Annotated in this window: 20 protein-coding genes; 6 read left to right on the forward strand and 14 right to left on the reverse strand. The window is 73.0% G+C overall.

Features of this window, described 5'->3' with window-relative positions; genetic code table 11:
- Positions 1-256 precede the first annotated feature (256 nt).
- The 3 genes from SMD11_RS08725 to SMD11_RS08735 all read right to left on the reverse strand — a co-directional run bounded on the left by SMD11_RS08725 (position 257) and on the right by SMD11_RS08735 (position 4,671).
- Entirely contained in the window at positions 257-1,018 is a 762-nt protein-coding gene (locus tag SMD11_RS08725) for an NUDIX hydrolase (RefSeq protein WP_087925902.1), read from the reverse strand.
- A 78-nt stretch (positions 1,019-1,096) separates the two neighbouring features.
- A complete protein-coding gene (locus tag SMD11_RS08730; protein ID WP_249004502.1) occupies positions 1,097-2,998 on the reverse strand; it encodes a glycogen debranching N-terminal domain-containing protein in 1,902 nt (633 codons plus the stop codon).
- 293 nt (positions 2,999-3,291) lie between these two features.
- Positions 3,292-4,671 carry a DUF4192 domain-containing protein gene (locus tag SMD11_RS08735; RefSeq protein ID WP_087925904.1) on the reverse strand — a complete coding sequence of 460 codons (1,380 nt, stop codon included), beginning with the start codon at positions 4,669-4,671 and terminating at the stop codon, positions 3,292-3,294.
- A 191-nt stretch (positions 4,672-4,862) separates the two neighbouring features.
- On the opposite strand from SMD11_RS08735, the gene SMD11_RS08740 reads away from it, so the two are divergent.
- Together SMD11_RS08740 and SMD11_RS08745 are read left to right on the forward strand one after the other, a co-directional pair.
- Complete coding sequence (locus SMD11_RS08740; protein ID WP_087925905.1) at positions 4,863-7,028, forward strand: RecQ family ATP-dependent DNA helicase; 2,166 nt, start codon at positions 4,863-4,865, stop codon at positions 7,026-7,028.
- Between the two features lie 235 nt (positions 7,029-7,263).
- Entirely contained in the window at positions 7,264-7,842 is a 579-nt protein-coding gene (locus SMD11_RS08745; RefSeq protein WP_087925906.1) for a hypothetical protein, read from the forward strand.
- 84 nt (positions 7,843-7,926) lie between these two features.
- Here the strand turns inward: SMD11_RS08745 and SMD11_RS08750 are convergent, their stop codons facing one another.
- The 5 genes from SMD11_RS08750 to abc-f all read right to left on the reverse strand — a co-directional run bounded on the left by SMD11_RS08750 (position 7,927) and on the right by abc-f (position 12,574).
- Entirely contained in the window at positions 7,927-8,526 is a 600-nt protein-coding gene (locus SMD11_RS08750; RefSeq protein ID WP_087925907.1) for a hypothetical protein, read from the reverse strand.
- 59 nt (positions 8,527-8,585) lie between these two features.
- Positions 8,586-9,287: a ribonuclease HII gene (locus SMD11_RS08755; protein ID WP_087925908.1), complete on the reverse strand. Its 702-nt coding sequence runs from the start codon at positions 9,285-9,287 to the stop codon at positions 8,586-8,588.
- Positions 9,288-9,353: 66 nt separating this feature from the next.
- Positions 9,354-10,247 carry an ADP-ribosylglycohydrolase family protein gene (locus SMD11_RS08760; RefSeq protein ID WP_087925909.1) on the reverse strand — a complete coding sequence of 298 codons (894 nt, stop codon included), beginning with the start codon at positions 10,245-10,247 and terminating at the stop codon, positions 9,354-9,356.
- Positions 10,248-10,258: 11 nt separating this feature from the next.
- Positions 10,259-10,918 (reverse strand): histidine phosphatase family protein, encoded by a 660-nt coding sequence (locus tag SMD11_RS08765; RefSeq protein ID WP_087925910.1) that lies wholly within the window; start codon positions 10,916-10,918, stop codon positions 10,259-10,261.
- Between the two features lie 39 nt (positions 10,919-10,957).
- A complete protein-coding gene (gene abc-f / locus SMD11_RS08770; protein WP_087930371.1) occupies positions 10,958-12,574 on the reverse strand; it encodes a ribosomal protection-like ABC-F family protein in 1,617 nt (538 codons plus the stop codon).
- 84 nt (positions 12,575-12,658) lie between these two features.
- Here abc-f and SMD11_RS08775 point away from each other — a divergent pair, with 84 nt between their 5' ends.
- The gene (locus SMD11_RS08775) at positions 12,659-13,315 is read left to right on the forward strand and encodes a TetR/AcrR family transcriptional regulator (protein ID WP_087925911.1); all 657 of its coding nucleotides are present in this window, start codon (positions 12,659-12,661) and stop codon (positions 13,313-13,315) included.
- Positions 13,316-13,345: 30 nt separating this feature from the next.
- Here the strand turns inward: SMD11_RS08775 and SMD11_RS08780 are convergent, their stop codons facing one another.
- From SMD11_RS08780 to SMD11_RS08790, 3 genes are read right to left on the reverse strand one after another with little or no spacing between them, the layout of a single operon-like run.
- Positions 13,346-13,951 (reverse strand): YdbC family protein, encoded by a 606-nt coding sequence (locus SMD11_RS08780; protein ID WP_087925912.1) that lies wholly within the window; start codon positions 13,949-13,951, stop codon positions 13,346-13,348.
- 33 nt (positions 13,952-13,984) lie between these two features.
- A complete protein-coding gene (locus tag SMD11_RS08785) occupies positions 13,985-14,815 on the reverse strand; it encodes an arylamine N-acetyltransferase family protein (RefSeq protein WP_087925913.1) in 831 nt (276 codons plus the stop codon).
- Positions 14,812-15,435, reverse strand: coding sequence for a TetR/AcrR family transcriptional regulator (locus tag SMD11_RS08790; RefSeq protein ID WP_087925914.1), 624 nt, complete (start codon positions 15,433-15,435; stop codon positions 14,812-14,814). Before SMD11_RS08790 ends, SMD11_RS08785 begins: the two co-directional genes overlap by 4 nt.
- Positions 15,436-15,542: 107 nt before the next feature.
- Here SMD11_RS08790 and SMD11_RS08795 point away from each other — a divergent pair, with 107 nt between their 5' ends.
- Both SMD11_RS08795 and SMD11_RS08800 read left to right on the forward strand, forming a co-directional pair.
- A complete protein-coding gene (locus tag SMD11_RS08795) occupies positions 15,543-16,004 on the forward strand; it encodes a nuclear transport factor 2 family protein (RefSeq protein ID WP_087925915.1) in 462 nt (153 codons plus the stop codon).
- Between the two features lie 77 nt (positions 16,005-16,081).
- Positions 16,082-16,615, forward strand: coding sequence for a TerD family protein (locus SMD11_RS08800; RefSeq protein WP_087925916.1), 534 nt, complete (start codon positions 16,082-16,084; stop codon positions 16,613-16,615).
- A 145-nt stretch (positions 16,616-16,760) separates the two neighbouring features.
- Here the strand turns inward: SMD11_RS08800 and SMD11_RS08805 are convergent, their stop codons facing one another.
- Together SMD11_RS08805 and nrdR are read right to left on the reverse strand one after the other, a co-directional pair.
- Complete coding sequence (locus tag SMD11_RS08805; RefSeq protein WP_087925917.1) at positions 16,761-19,631, reverse strand: vitamin B12-dependent ribonucleotide reductase; 2,871 nt, start codon at positions 19,629-19,631, stop codon at positions 16,761-16,763.
- Between the two features lie 117 nt (positions 19,632-19,748).
- Entirely contained in the window at positions 19,749-20,261 is a 513-nt protein-coding gene (gene nrdR, locus SMD11_RS08810; RefSeq protein ID WP_087925918.1) for a transcriptional regulator NrdR, read from the reverse strand.
- Positions 20,262-20,831: 570 nt separating this feature from the next.
- On the opposite strand from nrdR, the gene lexA reads away from it, so the two are divergent.
- Positions 20,832-21,617, forward strand: a complete 786-nt coding sequence (gene lexA, locus SMD11_RS08815) for a transcriptional repressor LexA (protein WP_087925919.1) — start codon at positions 20,832-20,834, stop codon at positions 21,615-21,617.
- Between the two features lie 125 nt (positions 21,618-21,742).
- Here the strand turns inward: lexA and SMD11_RS08820 are convergent, their stop codons facing one another.
- Entirely contained in the window at positions 21,743-23,722 is a 1,980-nt protein-coding gene (locus SMD11_RS08820; RefSeq protein ID WP_087925920.1) for an ATP-dependent DNA helicase, read from the reverse strand.
- Between the last annotated feature and the right edge of the window lie 233 nt (positions 23,723-23,955).

Consider the following 23,955-nt stretch of genomic DNA (forward strand, 5'->3'; position numbering starts at 1 on the left):
AACCCGTTATGTCCTATTTGTTACGCAATGCGCGCGGCGTGTGTTGCCGTGTCCGCGCCCCACGTCCCGGGGCGCGGAAGGGCGCCAGGGGACGGGGCCGGGGGGGAGGGGCCGGGAGTAGGAGAAAGCCGGGGGCAGGAGAAAGACAGCCCTGCCCTCGCCCCCCCCGTTCGGCAAGGCGAGGGCAGAACGGGCACAAGGGCAGGGACGGGCAGGACAGGGCAAGGACACGGCACCGGCCGGGCCCGTCGGGCCGCTACGCCTCCGGCCGCAGCATCGGCGGGTTGAGCAGCGTGGCCCCGCCGGCCCGGAAGAGCTGGGCCGGCCGGCCACCCTGACGCGTCGTCGTCCCGCCCGTCGGCACCAGGAAGCCCGGCGTGCCGGTCACCTTGCGGTGGAAATTGCGCGGATCCAGCGCGACGCCCCACACCGCCTCGTACACCCGGCGCAGCTCTCCCACCGTGAACTCCTGGGGACAGAAGGCCGTGGCGAGCGAGGAGTACTCGATCTTGGACCGGGCGCGCTCGACGCCGTCCGCGAGGATCCGGGCGTGGTCGAAGGCGAGCGGGGCCGCCTGCTCGTCCTCGCGGGCGTACCCGACCTCCTGGTCCAGCAGGTCCTCCACAGGCGCCCAGCGCACGCTCCTGGCGTCGCCGCCCGCGCGAGGTGCCGGCAGGTCCGGCGCCAGCGCGAGGTGCGCCACGCTGACCACCCGCATCCTGGGGTCGCGCTTGGGGTCGCCGTAGGTGGCGAGCTGCTCAAGGTGGGCGGCGTTGGGCAGCAGCGGCCCGGCGGGGTCGTGGGCGTGCAGCCCGGTCTCCTCGGCGAGCTCCCGCGCTGCCGCTGTCGAGAGGTCCTCGTCGCCCCGCACGAACCCGCCCGGGAGCGCCCAGCGACCCTGGTACGGAGGCTCGCCGCGGCGTACGGCGAGCGCGCACAGCGCGTGACGGCGCACGGTGAGCACGACCAGGTCGACAGTGACAGCGAAGGGCGGAAAGGCCGACGGGTCGTAGGGCATGACGCGATCATAGTCGTCTGCTTGACGATAAACAGGGTCTTGAGGGCGCCCCTGAAGCGTCCCGTCGAAGAGTCCCACTCACACCCCCAGTTGCAGGCCATCGGCCGCTTCCTCGACCATCCCGAGCCCGAGCCGGCTGATCCGCACCGCGAACGGCTGCTCGGCCACCCGCAGACCGGTGAACCGCAGCGCGCCGAGCGGCGTCGTGCGCAGCGGGCGGACGGCCACACTGCCCGCCGGCACGTCGGGGCGCACCCCGGCGAGCGTGGTCAGCAACTGCACCGCGCCCGCGGCGGCGACCGCGGCCGGCCGGCAGGCCGCCGGATGCGGCAGCGGGGCGCTCCCGGTCGCGCGCTGTTCGCCCGCGTACATCTCCGGCAGGCGGTGGCCGAAGGACTCGGCGGCGTCGATGACGCCGCGCAGCAGGCCACCCGCCTCCTGCTCGTAGCCGGCTGCCGCCAGCCCCGCCACGGCCACGGCCGTCTCGTGGACCCGCACGGCCCCGCTGCGGTGCCCGAACGGATTGTGCCCGGGCTCCTTCGCACCGAGGCTGCGCAGCCCCCAGCCGGAGTCGAGGGCCGGACCGCCGAGCAGCCGGGCCAGCTGCTCGGTCCGCACCTTGTCGAGCAGTCCGGGAGCGTGGGTGCCCGCCCCGAGCAGGCCGGTGTCGAGCAGATGCGCGGCGGCGGAGCCGAGGTGCGGTATCAGGCGCCCGTCGGGTGTCCGGGCGGCCGCGGGCCGACCGCCCCCGGGGTCCTCGATCCAGAACTCCTCGCGGAATCGGCTCCGCAGACCGGCGGCCCAGGCCCGCCAGCGCTCCGCCCCGGGCCGCCCGTGGGCTTCCAGGAGGTCCGCCCCGAGCAGCGCCGCGCGGTGGGCGTGCGCCTGCACCTCGCAGCGGTACGGTCCGGCGGGCAGCGGGTCGGCGAGACAGCCGCCCGTCGCCGTGCCGTCCTCCGCGACGGCCGACCCCAGCCACTCCAGGCACCGCTCGGCGGCCGGCAGCAGCGCCTGCGTCTCCCGCTCGGGCAGCCCCCACCGCCGGGCCTCGGCGAGGACGACCGGGAAGAGCAGCGTCGCCTCGATCCCCGTGCACCCCGGCGGCAGATGGGCCCCCGCGTGGCGCAGCGCTCCGGGGAAGCTCCCCCGGTCCGGCCCGGTGCCCGCGATCTGGGTGCGGGCCAGGGTCCGCAGGGTCCCGGCGGCGACCCGGACGCCCAGCGGCAGCGTCATCCGGGCCGCCCAGAGGGCCTCGGCCGGGGCCAGCCCGCAACGCCAGGGGACCCCGGCCGCGAGGTGCACATCGCCCGGCTGCGCGGGGTCGCGCAGCAGCAGCGCCCTGAGGTCGTCGAGCGCCCCCGCGAAGAGGGCCGCCGCGCGCGGGTCGTCCCCGTCCGCCTCCGCGTCCCCCCACGGCAGGGTGGCGCCCCGGCCGTGGGAAGCGGCGGTCTCGGGCGGGCGGGCCCTGCCCGGCTGCTCCAGCCCCGCGCGGAGCTCGATGGCCCGCGTGCCCCCGGGGGGCAGGTCGATCTCCCAGCAGAGCAGGCCGGCCGAGGCCAGGGTGTCGCTGGGCGCGGGTTCCGCGGTGACCACGGCCTGTGCGCCGGGCGCCGTCCACCGCAGCCCCGAGGCGTGCACGGCGGCGGGCACCTCCGGGCCGGGCATGCCCGCCGCGACGGCGCCCAGCTCGGCCAGGTCCGTGCCCAGGGACACCTCCACCCGGAGCCGCAGCGGACGGCCGGCGGTGCTGCGCAGGACGACACGCTCCACGCCCTCGGCCGAGCGGAGCCGTTCGACCGTGACGGCCGGATCCGGGCCGGAGTCCGCGGCGGTCCGCACGGTGCCGACGAAGCGGGCCCGGTCGGCGGCGAGCATGCGGCCTTGCACGGGCAGCGGGGGCTCGCCGCCGACCCGCACCAGACACCGCGCGAGGATCCGCCTCCCGCCGCGGTAGAACCCGTCGAGCCCCTGTCCTGTCATCTGCCCGTGCTCACCGGAGACGGCCAGGGCGGGCAGTGCGACACAGATCAGAGCCGTGTGCACGGGCTGCGGGCCGGGCGGCCGCGCGCTGCCCGTCCGCTGCTGCGGCGCCGAGGGCCGGTGGGTCGGCCGGCCTTGGGGGGCGATGCCTTGCACGTGTCTGCACTCCCCTGCGGGTGTCTTGGCCCAGGACGACGGGCAACGCTTACGGGCCACCCGGATGAACGGCACCGGGCCGGTCGAAGTCACGGTGGCGCTCGGCACGTCGCGCGCCCCGGCCCTGCCGGGCGGTGTCACTGGGATCCCTGCTGCCCGTCGCGCACCTCGCGCGCCGTGCTCCTGCGCCGCACGCGCGGGCGGCCCGCGGGCCCGGTCGTACCACCCGGGCCGGTGCCGCCGGTGGCGCCGCCCGGCCTGGCCCCTCGGCGCGCGGCCCGGCGCGGCCGCTCCTCCTCCACCGCCGAGGCCGCCTCCACCCGGGTCGCGGCGGCCTCGGCCCGCACGGCGGCCCGCAGCGCCCGGTCGGCCTGCTCCCGGCGCAGGCAGTTCCGCAGCGGCTCCGGGTCCAGGCCCTCGTTGCACGCGCGGTGCAGGAGCTGGGCGAAGAGGTACTGGGGGTCGAGACTCAGGGCGCGGCTGAGCGCGACGCGGGCCTCGGGGTGGTCGCCGATGGACCAGGCGACCCAGCCCGCGAGGGTCACGGGGGCGGTCGCGTGCTCGGTGTAGGGCGGCACGCAGCGCCGGGCGACGGCCCGCCACACCCGCAGCACCGCCGGTGCCTGCGGGCCCTCCATCCATTCGGCGGCGCGGTCGCGCGTCGTGCGGTCCTGGAGCCCGATGATCAGCGCCGCGGCCTCCTCGGCGGTGAGGAGGGTGTCGTCGCGGGCGTCGGACTCGGCCCGGCCGGGCACGGGCGGCGCCTCGTCGAACCGGCGGACCAGCCGGCCGGTGAGGTCCAGCGTCTCCTGCCGCACGCCCTCGCAGTCGGCCTCGCGGAGGATGCGCGGCACCAGGGCGAAGGCGGCCGCGTCGAGCGCCCTCTCCTGCTCGTCGGCGCCGTCGCCGGCCAGGGGCGCGAACCGGGCTTCCATCTGACGCAGCGACCCTCGTACCTCGATGCCCGCGTAGGTGGCGGCGGCCGCCATGACGGAGGTGCTGGGGAAGGCCAGGGGTGTGCCGTCGGGCGGGCAGCAGCGGGGATCGGGGCAGCAGTAGGACCAGAAACGGCCGTCGGAGATGCACAGTGCCTCGTGGACCGGCATGTCGAGCCGGCCGCACGCGAGGCGGAGGGTCTGGGCGAGCGGACGGAGCCGCTCCATCACCTCGCGCGGGGTCTCGCCGGGCGCGGGGTCCTGGCAGAAGAAGAGGACGACCCCGTCGGGGCGGGCGCCGCGCTTGCCGCTGCCGGTCAGCAGCGTCTCGGCGAGCAGGGTGCAGACGTCGGGCCACTCCTCGCGGACGGGCGGGATGCCGAGCCTGAGCCGGCCCCCGAAGCGGCCGCGCTCACCGTGCAGCGCGACCATCACGACGCTGTCGTCCGGCCGGAAGCCCAGGAGGTACGGGAGCGCGTCGGCCAGCTCGGCCGGGCTGCACAGCGTGACCTGCTGTTCCGCGTGCGGGCCCGGCGCGGCGGTGGAGGCGGACGGGCGGGGCGAGTCGTTGTGCTGAGTCATGGCGAGAGAGTCGCGTGGATCCGGCACGGCCCACCAGCCCTGTGGATAACTCCGGAATGATGGTCCTACGAATCCTGTGGACAACGTGCCGTCACCCCGTCCGACCCTCCCGGCTCGCCGCGATCCCCGGGTTTTCCACAGCCGAGCGGCCTCGTTCGCGCGATGTCAGTGGTCTCGTGTTGCATGGGGGCATGACCAACGAAGATCTGCGTCGCTCGGCCGACACCGTCCTGGCCCGCCTCGTCGGAGACACCACGGGCACGGCGAGACTGCGCGAGGATCAGTGGCGCGCGATCGAGGCGCTGGTCGCCCACCGCCGCCGCGCGCTGGTCGTCCAGCGGACGGGCTGGGGCAAGTCGGCCGTGTATTTCGTCGCCACGGCACTGCTGCGCGAGCGCGGCAGCGGCCCCACGGTGATCGTCTCGCCCCTGCTGGCGCTGATGCGCAACCAGGTGGAGGCCGCCGCGCGCGCCGGTATCCGCGCGCGCACGATCAACTCCGCCAACACCGAGGAGTGGGACACCGTCCAGGCGGAGGTGGCCGCGGGCGAGGTCGACGTGCTCCTGGTCAGCCCGGAGCGGCTCAACAACCCGGACTTCCGCGATCAGGTGCTGCCCAAGCTCGCCGCCGCCACCGGCCTCCTGGTCGTCGACGAGGCACACTGCATCTCCGACTGGGGCCACGACTTCCGGCCCGACTACCGCCGGCTGCGGACGATGCTGGCCGAACTCTCCCCGGGCGTCCCGGTCCTCGCGACCACGGCCACCGCCAACGCCCGGGTCACGGCCGACGTCGCCGAGCAGCTGGGCACGGGCGAGGGGGCCGAGGAGGCGCTCGTGCTGCGGGGCCCGCTGGACCGGGAGAGCCTCAGCCTGAGCGTGCTGAACCTGCCGGACGCCGCCCACCGGCTGGCCTGGCTCGCCGACCGGCTCGGCGATCTTCCGGGTTCCGGCATCATCTACACCCTCACGGTGGCCGCGGCTGAAGAGGTCACGGCGTTCCTGCGGCGGCGCGGCCACACCGTCGCCTCGTACACCGGCAAGACGGAGAACGCCGACCGGCAGCAGGCGGAGGAGGACCTCCTCGCCAACCGCGTCAAGGCGCTCGTCGCCACGTCCGCGCTGGGCATGGGATTCGACAAGCCTGACCTGGGCTTCGTGGTCCACCTGGGTTCGCCCTCCTCCCCCATCGCCTACTACCAGCAGGTGGGACGCGCCGGGCGCGGCGTGGAGCACGCCGAGGTGCTCCTCCTGCCGGGCCGGGAGGACGAGGCGATCTGGAAGTACTTCGCCTCCCTCGCCTTCCCGCCGGAGGAGCAGGTCCGCCGCACGCTGGACGTCCTGGCCGCCGCGGGCCGGCCCGTCTCCCTGCCCGCCCTGGAACCTCAGGTGGAGCTGCGGCGCTCCCGCCTGGAGACCATGCTCAAGGTCCTCGACGTGGACGGCGCGGTGCACCGTGTCCGTGGCGGCTGGACGGCGACCGGCCGACCGTGGGCGTACGACGGCGAGCGCTACGCCTGGGTCGCCCGCCAGCGCGAGGCGGAGCAGCAGGCCATGCGTGACTACGCCGCCACGACGGAATGCCGGATGGAGTTCCTGCGGCGCCAGCTCGACGACGAGCAGGCCGCCCCTTGCGGCCGCTGCGACAACTGCGCCGGCTCCCGGTTCACCGCCGAGGTGTCCTCCGTGGCGCTCGACGCGTCCCGGGGAGAGCTGGGACGGCCGGGTGTCGAGGTGGAGCCGCGCCGGATGTGGCCGACGGGCATGGCCGCGGTCGGCGTGGACCTGAAGGGCCGCATCCCCGCGGGCGAACAGGCCGCTCCGGGCCGGGCCCTCGGCCGGCTCTCCGACATCGGCTGGGGCAACCGGCTGCGCCCGCTGCTGGCCCCGCAGGCACCGGACTGCGTCATCCCCGACGACGTGGCCGACGCGGTCGTGACCGTTCTCGCCGACTGGGCCCGCGGGCCGGGCGGTTGGGCGACCGGCGCTCCCGACGCCCTCGCGCGGCCGGTGGGCGTGGTCACCGTCGACTCCCGGACCCGGCCGCAGCTGATCCGGTCGCTGGGCGAGCGCATCGCCACGATCGGGCGCATGCCCCTGCTCGGCACGGTCTCCTACCGGGACACGGAGACGGACACCCGGCTGCCGCGCACCAACAGCGCGCAGCGGTTGCGGGCGTTGGACGGCGCGCTGACCGTGCCGCCGTCCCTCGCCGCGGCGCTGGCCGAGGCCGGCGGGCCCGTCCTGCTGGTGGACGACCTCTCCGACACCGGCTGGACGCTCGCCGTGGCCGCCCGGCTGCTGCGGCGCGCCGGAGCACGGGAGGTGCTCCCGCTGGTGCTGGCGGTGCAGGGGTAGGAGCGCGTGGCCGGCGGGGCGGCAGGGCACGTCCGGGCAGGTGCGGAGCGGTACGGGGCAGGCTCTCGTGAGTGGCGCCAATTGATCGTTGCCGCCTGCCGGTGCGGCCGGGAGAATTGGAGCAGCTCCCCGCCCCGTCCGACCTCATCGCTCACGGGCTCGCCGGGACTGCCCTCACACGTACCTCCGGCCCGCCGCCCGCCCTGCCCGTGGGCACGCAGACGAAGGGAGGCTCATGGCCTTCGGCTTCGCTCCGCCACCGCCCGCCGACCCCGGCCCCCGCATCGGCCGGCTGCTCGAACCCGCCGAGTGGGCCGCCGCCGGAATCCCTTTGCTGCGCGACCCCCGCGAGGTGATCACCGGCCTGCACTCCCGGCACCGGCCGGCGCCCTCGACGGCCGTCGTCGCCGTCCTCGACCACGAGGAACGGGTCACCGCGAGCGCGTCCTTCACCCGGCGGCCCACCACGCCGGACGGCTGGGAGCTCCGCAACGCGCTCCTCACCCAGCTGCGCCTGGTGATCCCCCACGACCTGCGCCGCCGCACCCCGGTCCGGACGGCCGTGCTGCTCTACTGCCGGACCGGCGAGGCCCACTGGACGGAGGAGGACGGGGCGTGGATGTGGGGGCTGCGGGACGCCTGCACCCTGCACGGTCTGCGCTGCGGCGCGTACATCACGCTGACCGCGAGCGGCTGGCGGATCCTCGGCGAGGGCCGCAGCGGGCGCCGGCCCCGTTCGCCCGCGCACCGGGCGGCACGGCTGACCTCCGGTGGCGGGGCGCCCGAGGCGCACCGCCACACGGCGGCCCGCTGACGTCCCGCGCACCGGCGGTCTCCGGGCAAGCGAACGGCGGCCGCCCTCCCCGCGAGGGGTGGGCGGCCGCCGGACGGCTCGGGCTCAGACGCCCGCCGGAAGAAGGGCGTTGACCCGCTGCGGGTCGCCGCAGACGACCAGCAGCGCACCGGCGCGGGAGACCGCGGCGGTCACCGCCTCGTCACCACCGCCGTTGACGGCGACGACCACGACGGGACGGGCCTTGACGCGCGTGGCGTCGGCCGCCGCGTAGAAGACGTCGTCTCCGGCGTCGTGCTGCGCCCAGTAGGACGCCTCGCCGAACGACAGCTCGTGCGCGGCCCACGGGTGCGGGTCGCCGGTGGTGAGGACCAGGATCTCGCCCGGCTCACGGCCGGTGTCGAGCAGCAGGTCGACGGCCTCGTCGGCGGCGTCCAGCGCACCCTGCGCGGGCGCGGGGATCAGCTGGACCTGCGGTCCGGCGGCGGGGGCCGGGGTGGCCGGGGCCGGCGTCATGGCGCGCGGAGCGCGCGGCGACGGGATCGGGCCGCGGTCGGCTCCGGCGCCGCCGGGCCGCATCGGGACCGGTCGGGGGCCGGGGCCAGGAACGGGACGGGGGGTCTGCGCGCTGCGGCCGGGGTTCGGAACGGCGCGGGGACCCGGGACACTCTCGTGAATCTGAGGCTCCTCGGGGATGAGAGGCATGAGTTGATATTTATCAAACACCGGTGCGGGTCGCATCGGCGGGTGGCGGTTCGGGCCACTCAGAAGTCAAAGCCGAGCTGGCCACCGGCCTCCAGAGCGAGTGCTTCGGGGGCGCTACGGGCCCGCTTGAGGTGCTGCCACCTGGGCAGCGCGTCCAGATAGGACCAGGACAGTCGGTGGTGCGGGGTGGGGCCCAGCGCCTCCAGGGCCGTGCGGTGCACCGGCGAGGGGTATCCGGCGTTGTCGCAGAAGCCGAATTCGGCGTACTCCGTGCCCAGTTCGGCCATCATGGCGTCGCGCCGCACCTTGGCGATCACCGAGGCCGCGGCGACCACCACACAGGACTGGTCGCCCTTGATGACCGTACGGACCTTCCAGGGATCCCCGAGGTAGTCGTGCTTACCGTCGAGGATCACGGCGTCGGGCCGTACGGGCAGCGCCTCCAGCGCACGTGTCGCGGCCAGCCGCAGCGCCGCCGTCATACCCAGCTCGTCGATCTCCTGTGGGGAGGAGTGGCCGAGGGCGTGGGCGGTGACCCAGCCCTCCAGCACGTCGGCGAGCGCGGTCCGCCGCTTCGGGGTCAGGAGCTTGGAGTCGGTCAGCCCCTCCGGGGGGCGGCGCAGGCCGGTGACAGCCGCGCACACGGTGACCGGCCCGGCCCAGGCCCCTCGGCCGACCTCGTCGACTCCGGCGACGATCTTGGCTCCGGTCGTGGCGCGCAGGGAGCGCTCGACGCTGTGGGTAGGCGGTTCGTACGGCATGGCGCCAGCAAGCGTACGCCCCCGCCGCCGACCCGAGTAGCCCCGCCCCCTCCCCTTTTCCCCGGGTCAGCCCGCGAGCGTGGGCAGCCAGGCCGGCAGAGGCTCGGTGCGCTCCAGCCAGGCCGCGGGCGGAGCCCCTCGTTCCGCCGCGGCGACCACGCCCCCGGCGATCGCGGACGTGGTGTCCACGTCGCCGCCCGCCTGCGCCGTCGTCCAGAACGCGGTCTCGTAGGAGCCGAGGTTGCGGGCCGCCGCCCACAGCGCGAACGGCACGGTGTCGTGCGCGCTCGTGCGGCGGCCGCAGCCGAGGACGGCGGCGACGGTACCGGCGTCGGCGTAGTCGAGCATGTCCCGCGCCCGCCGCAGCCCCGCCTGCACGGCGCTGCGCGGCACGAGCGCGATCACTCCGTCCAGCAGCGCCTCGGGGCCGGTGGAGCCGGCCGGGTCGGCCGCGATGGCCGACGCCGCGGCCACGGCCATCGCCCCGGCCACGGCCTCCCGGTGCTGATGGGTGGTGTAGGCCGAGATCTCGGCCTGGTGCGTCGCCTGTTCCGGGTCGTCGGCGTACCAGGCACCCAGGGGCGCGATGCGCATGGCCGCGCCGTTGCCCCAGGACCCCTGGCCGTTGAACAGGGCCGCGGCCAGCTCGCGCCAGTCGCCGCCCTCCCTGATCAGGCGCAGCATCCGGTTGACCGCCGGCCCGTATCCGCGGTCGAAGTCGTGGTGATCGGCGAAGGAGCGCGCGAGGGCGTCCTGGTCGATGCGGCCGTGCTCGACGAGGACGGCCAGCACGGAGCAGGCCATCTCGGTGTCGTCGGTCCACTGCCAGAGGGCGGGCGGCAGCTCACGGCGCTTGAGGGAGGGGTAGTTGACGGGGACGAAGAACTGGGACCCGAGGGCGTCACCCAGGGCCAGCCCGCGCAGGCTCGCCAGGGCTCGATGGAATCGGTCAGCGGTCATCGCAGCGAACTCTAACCGGTGAAGCCGTACGGTTCAGGGGTGCACCAGCGCTCGAACGGCCGGTCCAGGTGGTACCGCCCGTCGGTGCCGAGGACCAGGGCGCGCGTCTCGCCGTTGCCGGGGTTCGAAAGGCATTCGAACTCCGCGACGGTCCAGTGCAGCCAGCGCATGCAGAAGAGGCGCATGGTCAGGCCGTGGGTGACGAGCAGGACGTTCGGCGGGTGGCCGGGGTCGTCGAAGCTGCGCCACAGGCTCTCCAGGAAGGCTCCGACCCGGTCGTAGACGTCTGCGCCGGACTCTCCCTGGGCGAAGCGGTAGAAGAAGTGGCCGTAGGCGTCCCGATAGGCCTTCTGCTTGCGCACCTCGGCTGGGTCCTGCCAGTTGCCCCAGTCCTGCTCACGCAGGCGGGGTTCCTCCCGGACCCTGACCCGGGCGGGGTCGAGGCCCAGGGCGTGGAAAGTCTGATGCGTGCGGCGGTAGGGGGAGACGTAGGCGGAGACCCGTTCGTCGCCGAACAGCTCGCGCAGCTGGACGCCGGCTTCCTGGGCCTGTTTGCGACCGGTCTCGGTGAGGCTCAGGGCGTGATCGGGTTCCCGTTCGTAGACGGTGTCGTCCACGTTGCCCACGGACTCTCCGTGCCGGATGAGGACGATGCGTCGGGGCCGTGACATGCCGCCACCCTAGATCGAGCGCCGGCTCTCCGCCTCGCCTCACGCCAGGACCGGTGTCCGGCCGGCCCGTATCTCGCAGTGGCGGCCGGTGAAACGGCTGCGCAGCATCCGGTCGTGGGAGACGACCACCAGGGCCCCGGTCCACGCCTCCAGCGCCTCCTCCAGCTGCTCCACCAGGCCGAGGGCGAGGTGATTGGCCGGCTCGTCGAGGAGCAGCAGATCGGCGGGGCGGGCGAGGAGGCGGGCCAGCCCGAGGCGGCGGCGCTGCCCTGCGGAGAGCGCGCCGACGGGCACATGGAGGTCGCGCTCGCGGAACAGGCCGTACGAGAGCAGGAGCGCCCGGTGCTCCTCCTCGTCTCCCGGCAGTCCGCGCCCGAAGACAGCGAGCAGCCGCTCGGAGGGGCGGTCCGCCGGTATCTCCTGGGCGAGGTATCCGATGCTCCCCCGTCTGCGGACGGTGCCGGTGTCGGGCGCGGTCACCCCCGCCAGGAGGCGCATGAGGGTGGACTTGCCGGCGCCGTTGGCGCCGTGGACGAGGAGGCGCTCGCCCGCGCCGATCCGCAGGGAGTCCACCGCGAGCCGCTCGCCGACCCGGACGCCGTCGAGCTCGACGAGCGTCCCCTCGGTGGATCCCGCGGAGGGCCGCGCGGTGAACCGCAGCGGGTCGGGCGGGCGCGGCACCGGGTGCTCCTGGAGCCTGCGCAGCCTCTCACGGGCGTTGCGCACCCGGCTGGAGACCGAGGACTGCACCCGTCCGCGGTCCCGGTCGTACGCCATCTTGTTGCCGTCCTTCATGGCCCGGCCCGGGGCGACCCGCTGGGCGGTGGTGGCCGCGGTCTCGGTGAGGGCCGCCGTCTCGGCCGTCCACTCGGCGTACTCCTGCTCCCAGCGGCGGCGGGCCGCCTCGCGCTCCGCGACGAATCCGGCATAGCCGTCGCCGTAGCGGACGAGGGACCTGCGGTCGGCGTCGACCTCGACCACGGCGGTCGCCACGCGCTCCAGGAAGACCCGGTCGTGGGAGACCGCGAGGACGGTGCCGGGGTGGGTGCGCAAGGTGTCCTCCAGCCAGGCGAGCGCGGCGCCGTCCAGGTGGTTGGTCGGCTCGTCCAGGAGCATGACCTCGGGGGCCGCGGCGACGAGGCAGGCCAGCCCGAGCCGGGCCTGTTCACCGCCGGAGAGAGTGCCGAGCGGCCGCTCGCGGCCGATGTGGGCGAGGCCCAGGGCGTGGAGGGCCTTGTCGACGCGGGCGTCGGCCTCGTAGCCGCCACGGGACTCGAAGGCGGTGAGCACCTCTCCGTACTCCACGAGGGCCTCCGGCCCGGCCTCGGCGAGCCCGCGCTCCAGCTCCCGGAGGCGGCTCTCCATGGCGCGGAGGTCCGCGAGTGCCGCGTCGACGGCGTCGGCGACCGTGCCGTCCGGAGGGAGCTCGGGCGTCTGGCCGAGATGGCCGACCCCACCGGCCGCCGTCACGACGACCGCGCCGTCGTCGGGACGCTCCCGGCCCGCCAGGAGCCTCAGCAGGGTGGACTTGCCCGCGCCGTTCTCCCCGACCACACCGATCCGTTCACCCGGCCGGACCGAGAACGTCGCGTCGTCGAGAAGCGGCCGGTCGCCTCGGGACAGGGAGACCCCGCGCAGGGAAAGCTGAGTGGGCATGCGCACCTCCATCGGCAAACACAACTGAAGTTGCATTATCCTCAGCATGACACAGCCCATCGACTAACACAACAGGAGTTGCATTTGCCTTCCCGAGCCCGCTCCGGCGCCCCGTCCGCCCCCGAGCCCCCCTCCTCCCAGGCCCCCGGCACGGTCCGCCCCGGCGGCCGCACCGCCCGCACCCGCGCGGCCGTCCGCGACGCGGTCCTCACGGGGCTGGTCGAGCACGGCTATCCAGGGCTCACGGTCGAGTACGTCGCCGAACACTCCGGCGTCCACAAGACGACCCTCTACCGGCGCTGGGGAGGCGTCGAAGGCCTGGTGGCGGACGCCCTCGACCTCGCCGGCGAGGACAGCTGGACGCCGCCGGACACCGGCAGCCTCCAGGGCGACCTGCGCGCGCTGGCACAGGAGATCGCCGACACCTTCGGCGACCCCGCCGGCGCGGCGGCGCCCGCCGCCTTCATCGCCGCGGCGTTCCAGTCCGACCGCGCGGCCGAGGCCCTGCGGGGCTTCTACGCGGAGCGCTTCGCACGCTGCGCGCCCTTGGTCGCACGTGCCGTCGAGCGCGGCGAGGCCCCCGCCGGCACGGATCCCGGGGCCCTGGCACGGGCCGTCTCGGCACCGCTGTTCCTGAGGCTGTTCATCACCCGCGAACCCGTCGACGCGGCCGCGGCCGGCCAAGCGGCGGAAGCCGCCCTGGCCGCCACTCGTGCCGGCGTCTACGCGTCACCCGCCTGAACCGGCAAGCGGAATCCGCACCGATAGCGGTCACACCGTCCAGGAGGGCTCTATCGCGACGATGTCGCCCCCGATGGCCGCCACGTCCGTCTCGGTCTGGGCCCGCAGGGCCAGCCGCTCCACCCGCTCGGCCCGGTATTTGCCGTGCTCGGCCTCGGAGTTCCACAGGGAAAGCACCAGGAACTCCGGGCCCGGCGCCTCACCGAACAGACCGCGCAGCATGCCCGGGGATCCGGCCATCGCCGGATTCCAGACCTTCTCCTGCATGAGCGTGAAGTGCTCCACCCGGTCCTCACGGACCCGGCAGTGGGCGACGCGCACCACGTCCGCGTCCGAGAACTGCGGGCGGAAACCCACCTTCACGTCGAAGCGGTGCTCGAAGAGCCGCACTTGGATGTCCTTGTACGTACCCGCCTGTGCCGCCGCCAGCCTGTCGTGCGAACGCGCCATGAAGGAGTCGTAGAACGCCCGGCTCTCCCAGAAACCGAAGAGGTGCGCCACATGCGGACGACTTCGGCTCCATCCCCCTCCCTGGCCCCGGAACCCGGGCTCGCCGAGCAATCCCGCCCACTTCCGCTGCCCCCGCTCGAAGCCGCGACGGTCCACCACGGTGCAGCGAATCCACTTGACCAGCACCGCGCCATCGTACGGTGCCGGAGGGGGCGCACATCACGTACCGGAGGAGTACGCCCCCAGGAGCCTCTCGGAGTCCGCCTCACCGAGCTCGATACGGAACTCCCTCGCCAGCAGTTCCACCAACTCCTCCGCCGCGATCTCCCGTTGCTCCTGCGAACCGTCGGCACGGGCGGTGGAGAACACCGAGCCCACCAGGTTCCACCGCGACTCGGCCGCGGTCTGCTGCACCACGACGCGGGAGACGAAGGGCGAGTGCGGGTGGGTGGAGATGTAGTGGTTCATCACCGCGTAGTCGACCGGGAAGCGCTCCTCCGGGCCGATGGCGTAGAGGTCGAACCACCCGTCCGGATGCAGCGAGCGCAGCACGCGCGTGCCGTCGGCCCGGGGCTCCGTCCCGAACGTCCAGTCCCCCTGCCGCACCGGCGCGCTGTCGTGGAAGGCCAGCGGCTCCAGCAGCCCCTCCCCGCCGAAGCCGACGTCACACAGCCATTCCCCGCCGTCGGCGGTCACCTTCAACGCCATGTGTGTGACGGGGCGCAGCTTGTCGCCGCCCATGCGGATCCGCGCGCCGAGCCCGGTGAAGGAGAATCCGATGCGCTCCAGGACCGCCGCGAGCAGCAGGTTCTGCTCGTAGCAGTAACCACCCCTGGCCTGCGCCACCATCTTGTCCTGAAGCGCCTTGATTTCCAGCCGGACCGGCCTGCCGAGCAGAATCTCCAGGTTCTCGAAGGGAAAGGCCGCCACATGGCCGCGGTGAACCGCCCGCAGCGTCGCGAGATCAGGCCCGACCGCCCCCTCCAGTCCGATGCGCGCCAGATAGGCGCCCAGGTCCAATTCCTTGCCACCCCACATGGACTCACTCATTCCCTCGTACGATTCCGCTTTCCTCGCGACTGCTCGCCGCCCTCAGTATTCACGCCCGTGACGCCGGCGGCCGCGAGGAGCACGGAGGCCGCGCTCCTGGCCCGTCCGGCCGCGTCGGACACACCCGTGACGGCGGCCGTGGTGATCGCCCCGTCGACGAAGAGGGCCAGCTGGTCGGCCAGCGTCTCCGGGTCCGCGGCCCCGGCGGCGCGGACGAGGCCGAGGAGATAGTCGCGCACCTCCGCCTTGTGCTCCCGGGCCGCGTCGGCCACGGCCGCCGAGCCGGCGCCCATCTCGCCGAAGGCGTTGATGAAGGCGCAGCCCCGGAAGTCCGGCTCACCGAACCACCATTCGAGCCAGTCGAACACCGCGAGCGGCCGGTCCGCGACCGAGGGCTCGGCCGCGACATGGGCGGCCAGGGCGCCCCGCCAACGCCGGTCCCGCCGCCGCAGATAGGCCTCGACCAGCTCCTCCTTCGACGCGAAGCACTGGTAGAGACGCTTGAGGGAGACCCCCGACGCGGCCCGGATCCGGTCCATGCCGACCGCCTGGACCCCGTGCCCGTAGAACAGCGTCTCGGCCGCGTCGAGCAGACGACCCTCGGCCTCGATGTCTTCCATGCCACACCCCACTAGCGGAGAGAACGTTCGTTCTCTAGGCTACTCGACGTCGGGAGAACGATCGTTCTCCCGACGCGGGAGCACCCCTATGACAAGAGAGGCATGCCATGACACAGCGCCCCCTCCTGCCCCCGTTCGACGAGGAGACCGCCCGCGCGAAGGTGCAGGCCGCCGAGGACGCCTGGAACAGCCGCGACCCCGACCGCGTCGCCCTCGCGTACACGGAGGACTGCGTCTGGCGGAACCGGGAAGAATTCATCGTGGGCCGTGAGGAGATCCGCGCCTTTCTCCGCCGCAAATGGGAGATGGAGCTCAACTACCGTCTCCGCAAGGACCTGTGGTCCTGGACCGGCAACCGCATCTCCGTGCGTTTCCGCTACGAGTGGCAGGACGCGGACGGCCGGCAGTGGCGCAGTTACGGCAACGAGCAATGGGAGTTCGACCCCGACGGGCTGATGCGCCGCCGTGAGGCCAGCATCAACGACCTCCGGATCGACGGATCCGCCACGCACGACGGGGAGATCCATGGCGAACACAGGGACGACTTGTGGACGTCCATGGCACCATAAGGCAACCGACGCCACATTTCTGGCAGTTGCCGACGTCATGCCGCCGGGCATGCAGCTCCGAGGAAGGGGGAGGCCCCGTGAGCGGTCTCAACAAAGGGCTCGGAAAGGTCGAGGTGGCGCTCAAGTGGGACCCCAGCCCCTCCGGCGACCCGGACCACGACCTCGACATCATCGCCGCCACCTACCCCGCGCACGACCCGTACGGCGAACCCTCGTACCTCGTGCACTTCGGCAGCCGCTCGCCGGACGGCACCATCACACTCAACAGGGACAGCCGCACCGGCCAGGGTTTCGGCTTCGACGAGGTCATGATCCTGGAGCTCGACCGGCTGGCGGCCACGTACGCCCGTGTCGTCGTCGGCGTCGCCATCCAGCAGCAGGACGGCCGTAAGCCGTTCGGCGCCGTGCCGAACACGGCCGTCCGGGTGCTGGACGGGCGGGCCGAGCTGGTGGCCGACGACTTCTCCGGCGTGACCGGCTGCACGGCCACGACCGTCGCGGAGTTCGCCCGGGACGACTCCGGAGCCTGGCACTTCCACCCCAGCGCGCACGGCTTCGACACCGATCCGGCGACCTTCGCCGCACGCATGGGCAGCGTCCGGACGGCCTGACGCACCGGCCCGGAGGCGTCCGGCAAGGCGAGGACATCGGACGAAGTCCTCGCGCATGCCGAAGGAGGCGGAGCCGGGAACCGGCTCCGCCTCCTCGCGTTCACCTCACGCCCGGGCGGGTCTCACACCCACCCGGGGCCGGGGATCAGCTGCAACCGCTGGTCGAGCCGCAGCCCTCGCACAGGTAGCAGCTGCCCGCGCGGCGCATCTTCGTGCCGCAGGAGAAGCAGAGCGGGGCGTCGGCGTTCAGGCCGAGCTGCATCTCCACCAGCTCGGTGGAGTTGTGGGCCTGCTTCGGGGCCGGGACGGCGGCCACGGGCTGGGCCGGGGCCTCCGCCTTCGGCGCGGCCAGCTGGCGCGGGGCCGACTGGGCCAGGCCCTCGACGTCGACCTCCTCGTCGGACGGCTCGTACGAACCGGTGTCCAGGTGACGCTGACGCTCCTCGGCGGAGTGGATGCCCAGCGCCGAGCGGGTCTCGAACGGCAGGAAGTCCAGCGCCAGGCGGCGGAAGATGTAGTCGACGATCGACTGCGCCATCCGCACGTCCGGGTCGTCCGTCATGCCGGCCGGCTCGAAGCGCATGTTGGTGAACTTCGAGACGTAGGTCTCCAGCGGCACGCCGTACTGGAGGCCGACCGAGACGGCGATGGAGAAGGCGTCCATCATGCCCGCGAGGGTCGAACCCTGCTTGGACATCTTCAGGAAGACCTCGCCGAGACCGTCGTCCGGGTAGGAGTTCGCGGTCATGTAGCCCTCGGCGCCACCGACCGTGAAGGAGGTGGTGATCCCCGGGCGGCCCTTGGGGAGGCGCTTGCGGACCGGACGGTACTCGACGACCTTCTCCGCGACGGGGGCGACGGCCTCGGGGGCCTTCTCCTCCTTCTTCTTCGCGGAGAGCGGCTGGCCGACCTTGCAGTTGTCGCGGTAGATCGCGAGCGCCTTCAGGCCGAGCTTCCAGCCCTCGTAGTAGACCTCCTCGACCTCCTCGACGGTGGCCGACTCGGGAAGGTTCACGGTCTTGGAGATCGCACCGGACAGGAACGGCTGCGCGGCGGCCATCATGCGCACGTGGCCCATGGCGGAGATCGCGCGCTCACCCATGGCGCAGTCGAAGACCTCGTAGTGCTCGGCCTTCAGACCCGGGGCGTCGATGACATTGCCGTGCTCGGCGATGTGAGCGACGATCGCCTCGATCTGCTCCGGCTGGTAGCCGAGGCGCTTGAGGGCCTTGGGGACCGTGTTGTTCACGATCTGCATCGAGCCGCCGCCGACGAGCTTCTTGAACTTGACCAGGGCCAGGTCCGGCTCGACGCCCGTGGTGTCGCAGTCCATCATCAGGCCGATGGTGCCGGTGGGGGCGAGCACCGACGCCTGGGCGTTGCGGAAGCCGTTCTTCTCGCCGAGGCGGATGACGTCCTGCCAGGCCTCGGTGGCCGCGGCCCACACCGGGGTGTCCAGGTCATCCATGCGCGGGGCGGTGCCGTTGGCGTCCGCGTGCTGCTTCATGACGCGCTTGTGGGCGTCGGCGTTGCGGGCGTAGCCGTCGTACGGGCCGACGACGGCGGCCAGCTCGGCGGAGCGCTTGTAGGAGGTGCCGGTCATCAGGGAGGTGATGGCGCCGGCGAGCGCGCGGCCGCCCTCGCTGTCGTAGGCGTGGCCGGTGGCCATCAGCAGGGCGCCGAGGTTGGCGTAGCCGATGCCCAGCTGGCGGAAGGCGCGGGTGGTCTCGCCGATCTTCTCGGTCGGGAAGTCGGCGAAGCAGATGGAGATGTCCATCGCCGTGATGACCAGCTCGACGACCTTGGCGAAGCGCTCGGCGTCGAACGACTGGTTGCCCTTGTCGTCGTCGCGCAGGAACTTCATGAGGTTGAGGGAGGCGAGGTTGCACGAGGAGTTGTCCAGGTGCATGTACTCGCTGCACGGGTTGGACGCGGTGATCCGGCCCGACTCCGGCGAGGTGTGCCAGTGGTTGATCGTGTCGTCGTACTGGATGCCCGGGTCGGCGCAGGCCCAGGCGGCCTCGGCCATCTTACGGAAGAGGCCCTTGGCGTCGATCTCCTCGATGACCTCACCGGTCATCCGGCCTCGCAGGCCGAACTTCGAGCCGGTCTCGACGGCCTTCATGAACTCGTCGTTGACGCGGACGGAGTTGTTGGCGTTCTGGTACTGGACGGACGTGATGTCGTCGCCGCCCAGGTCCATGTCGAAGCCGGCGTCGCGCAGGGCGCGGACCTTCTCCTCCTCCTTCACCTTGGTCTCGATGAAGGCCTCGACGTCGGGGTGGTCGACGTCGAGGACGACCATCTTGGCCGCGCGGCGGGTGGCGCCGCCCGACTTGATCGTTCCTGCGGAGGCGTCGGCGCCGCGCATGAAGGAGACCGGGCCGGAGGCGTTGCCGCCGGAGGAGAGCAGCTCCTTGGAGGAGCGGATGCGGGAGAGGTTCAGGCCGGCGCCGGAGCCGCCCTTGAAGATCATCCCCTCTTCCTTGTACCAGTCGAGGATGGACTCCATGGAGTCGTCGACGGAGAGGATGAAGCAGGCGGAGACCTGCTGCGGCTGCTTGGTGCCGACGTTGAACCACACCGGCGAGTTGAAGCTGAAGACCTGGTGCAGCAGGGCGTAGGTCAGCTCGTGCTCGAAGATCTCGGCGTCCGCCGGGGAGGCGAAGTACCCGTGCTCCTCACCGGCCTTGCGGTAGGTGAGGACCACGCGGTCGATGAGCTGGCGCAGGCTGGACTCGCGCTCGGGGGAACCGGTGGCGCCACGGAAGTACTTGCTGGTGACGATGTTGACCGCGTTCACCGACCAGAAGTCGGGGAACTCGACGCCACGCTGCTCGAAGTTGATCGAGCCGTCGCGCCAGTTGGTCATGACGACGTCACGGCGCTCCCAGACCACCTCGTCGTACGGATGCACGCCGGGAGTCGTGTGGATGCGCTCGATGTGCAGACCCTTGGCGCCCTTGGTCCCCTTGGAGCGGGAACCTCGTGCCGGGCCGCTCGTCGTCTCGGTCATGCCGCCTCCCTCTACGGGCAAAACGCCCTAATGCGCCCAATTCTTCCGTGGCGCGGATGTCTGTCTTTCACCCGGCGCGCGAGGCGCGCCGGGCAGGTCTCTGTATGTGTCGCCGCGCTATTCGGCGGCCGTGGCGGGCGCGGGAACCCCGGGGCCCCCGTCGCGCTCGCCGGCGGTGGTGACGGGCCGCTGCTCGCGGAGCTCCGCGACGGCGGCCTCGAAGTCCTCGAGCGAGTCGAACGCCTGGTACACGGACGCGAACCGCAGATAGGCGACGAGGTCGAGGTCCCGGAGGGGGCCGAGTATGGCGAGCCCGACGTCGTGCGTCGAGAGCTCGGCGCTGCCCGTGGCGCGCACCGCCTCCTCCACCCGCTGGCCCAGCTTCGCCAGGGCGTCCTCGGTGACGGGACGGCCCTGGCACGCCTTGCGGACGCCGGAGATGACCTTGGTGCGGCTGAAGGGCTCGGTGACCCCGCTGCGCTTGATCACCATCAGTGACGCTGTCTCTACCGTCGTGAACCGGCGGGAGCAGTCGGGGCACTGGCGGCGCCTGCGGATCGAGCAGCCGTCATCGGTGGTCCGGCTGTCGACCACTCGGCTGTCGGGGTGCCTGCAGAAGGGGCAGTGCATGGCTCTCCACCCTCCTCACCCTCGTAAGACTGTGCACGATCTCCGGCTTCACCGGGCCCCTCGTTCGGGCCCTTGCGAAGCAGCTCCCAGCATAGGCGATGACCGCGACCGGAGATGACCAGCCGAGGCTCTTCGACCACAACCGGTGGGTAGCCGACGCCCATCAAACCACTAGATCTGGTGCCGGGCGGGCAAGCGCGCCGGACGCGTGTCGAACGCCACGGACGGGTTCCGACCCTACGGGAGACGCCCCGGCCGGGGCCCGGTGGGGGCATCCGTGACACGCTGGTGACACACTGGGCGCGGCGCCCGCACGGCATTTCCGGGACACCGCACCGCCGCCCGCGGCCGTGCGGCCACCCGCTCGGCGGGGCCCGCGGGGTCCGGCACGGCCGTCCGGACTTCGCACCGAAGGGTACCGTAATAGCCCGAATTGATCTTCGGCCGTACACCCTCTCACCTGATCGCGTCAGCCAATCTTCGATATTTCACTCGAACGTGTGTTTGGCGCAACCTTTCGAAAGCAACTACCGTTGTCCAGCTAGGGAGAACATTTCGAGAGGGGCCGACGTGACCACCACCGCAGACAGCGCCACCATCACCGCCCAGGACCGCTCCCAGAACCGACTCGACCAGGCACACCCGATGAATGACGCAGCCATGAACCCCGAGGGGCAGAAGCCCGCTCGCGCCCTTCCCGGACGACCTCCAGGAATCCGGGCGGACAGCTCGGGACTCACCGACCGGCAGCGGCGGGTCATCGAAGTGATCAGGGACTCCGTCCAGCGCCGGGGATACCCACCCTCCATGCGCGAGATCGGCCAGGCGGTGGGGCTGTCGAGCACCTCCTCCGTGGCCCATCAGCTCATGGCGCTGGAGCGCAAGGGGTTCCTCCGCCGCGACCCGCACCGCCCCCGGGCGTACGAGGTCCGCGGCTCCGACCAGCCCAGCACCCAGCCGACCGACACCACCGGCAAGCCCGCCGCCTCGTACGTCCCGCTGGTCGGCCGGATCGCCGCCGGTGGTCCGATCCTGGCCGAGGAGTCCGTCGAGGATGTCTTCCCCCTCCCCCGGCAGCTCGTCGGCGACGGAGAGCTGTTCGTCCTGAAGGTGGTCGGCGACTCCATGATCGAGGCCGCCATCTGTGACGGTGACTGGGTGACGGTGCGCCGCCAGCCCGTCGCGGAGAACGGCGATATCGTGGCCGCGATGCTCGACGGCGAGGCCACGGTCAAGCGTTTCAAGCGCGAGGACGGCCATGTGTGGCTGCTCCCGCACAACGCCGCCTACCAGCCCATCCCCGGTGACGAGGCCACCATCCTCGGCAAGGTGGTGGCAGTGCTGCGCCGCGTCTGAAGGAGCGTCGCAAGACCGGGCCCCGGAACCACTGCGCCGGTTCCGGGGCCCTGCTGTATTCCCGCCCGGATCCCGGCGGCCGCGTGCCGGATTCCACTCCGGGGCCCGGCACGCGGCCGCCTCCGCTACTTCTCCTCGGCCTTGGCCGCCGCGTCGATCGCGGCCAGCGAGCGCCGCACCTGATTACGGTCCGTGGTGTACCAGAAGTCCGGCATGGACGCCCGCAGGAAGCTGCCGTAGCGGGCGGTGGCCAGCCGGGGGTCGAGCACCGCCACCACGCCCCGGTCCCCCGAGGCCCTTACGAGCCGGCCGGCGCCCTGGGCCATCAGCAGCGCCGCGTGTGTCGCGGCGACGGACATGAAGCCATTGCCGCCGGCCTCCTCCACGGCCTTCTGCCGGGCGCTCATCAGCGGATCGTCGGGCCGCGGGAAGGGCACCCGGTCCATCACGACGAGCTGGCAGCTCGGCCCCGGCACGTCCACCCCCTGCCACAGCGACAGGGTGCCGAACAGACAGGTGCGGGCGTCGGCGGCGAAATTCCGGATGAGCTCGCCGAGGGTCTCCTCGCCCTGGAGCAGGATCGGCGTGTCGATCCGCCCGCGCAGCGCCTCCGCGGCCGCCTGGGCGGCGCGCATCGAGGAGAACAGCCCCAGCGTGCGGCCGCCGGCGGCCTCCACCAGCTCGGCCAGCTCGTCGAGCATGTCGGTGCGGCTGCCCTCCCGGCCGGGCTGGGAGAGGTGCCGCGCGACGTAGAGGATCCCCTGCTTGGGGTAGTCGAAGGGCGAGCCGACGTCGACGCCCTTCCACTGCGGGACGTCCGCGCCGCCGGTGCCCTCCGGCGCGAGGCCCAGCGAGGCGCCCACGCCGTTGAAGTCGCCGCCCAGCTTGAGCGTGGCGGACGTCAGGACCACGGACCGCTCGGCGAAGAGCTTCTCCCGCAGCAGGCCCGACACCGTGAGCGGGGCGACGCGCAGGGACGCGCCGAAGCGGTCGTGGCGCTCGTACCAGACGACGTCGTACTCCGAGCCCTCGACGATGCGCTCCGCCACGGTGTGGATGTTCTCCACGGCGGCGAGGGCCTGCTTGCGGACGGCGTCCTCGTCCTGGACGGACTTGTCGCGGGTGTTGCCGATGCAGGTGATCACCGTGCGGGCCGCGTCGCGCAGTGCCGCGAGGGCGTATTCAAGATCCTCGGGAAGCTCCTCCAGGCGGCCCGGGAGCGCCAGCTCCATCAGCCGCTCGAAGCCCTCGGCGGCCGTCTGGAGACCGTCCGCCGCCTTCTCGTCGACCAACTTGGCCGCGCGCCGCACCGCGCGATTGACCTGGCCGGGGGTGAGCTCGCCGGTGGCGACGCCGGTGACCCGGGAGACCAGCTCATGGGCCTCGTCGACGATCAGCACCTCGTGGCTGGGCAGCACCGGGGCGCCCTCGATCGCGTCGATGGCCAGCAGGGCGTGGTTCGTGACCACGACATCGGCGAGCTTGGCGCGCTCGCGCGCCGCCTCGGCGAAGCACTCCGCGCCGTACGCGCACTTCGACGCGCCCAGGCACTCGCGGGACGTCACCGAGACCTGGGACCAGGCCCGGTCGGAGACCCCGGGGGTGAGGTCGTCGCGATCACCGGTCTCGGTCTCGTCCGACCAGTCGCGCAGACGCAGCAGGTCCTTGCCCAGCTTGCTGGTCGGCGCCGCGGCCTCGAAGGGGTCGAAGAGGCCCTCTTCCTCCTCCTGCGGCACTCCCTCGTGGAGCCGGTGCAGGCACAGGTAATTCGACCGGCCCTTGAGCATGGCGTACTGCGGGCGGCGGCGCAGCAGCGGCTGGAGGGCGTCGACCGTGCGCGGAAGATCGCGCTCGACGAGCTGGCGCTGGAGCGCCAGCGTGGCGGTCGCGACGACCACGCGCTCGCCGTGGGCCAGGGCGGGCACCAGATAGCCGAGGGACTTGCCGGTGCCGGTGCCGGCCTGCACGAGCAGGTGGTCACCGCCGTCGACGGCTTCGGCGACGGCTTCGGCCATGGTGACCTGGCCGGGCCGCTCGGTGCCGCCGACGGCGGTGACGGCGGCGTGGAGCAGGTCGGCGAGGGAGGGCGAGGAGGAGGGAGTCATAGCCCTTCCACCCTAAGGGGCGGCACTGACATCACCGACGCCGTCCGGGAATCCTCGGGACGGATCACAGCGCGGGCGGTGACCCGGAGGAAGCAGGGCCCCGCCCGCCCGGCGACGTGCGGCGGACGGAAGGGCGCGCGACCGGCGCCACGGTTCTCCGGCCGGAGGCGGTGCGGGCGGTACCGCCCGATCTCCGCCCGTACGAGTGAGCGGAAATCGGTCCGGAGCACGCG

The organism is Streptomyces albireticuli (genome assembly GCF_002192455.1).
GTDB classification, from domain to species: domain Bacteria; phylum Actinomycetota; class Actinomycetes; order Streptomycetales; family Streptomycetaceae; genus Streptomyces; species Streptomyces albireticuli_B.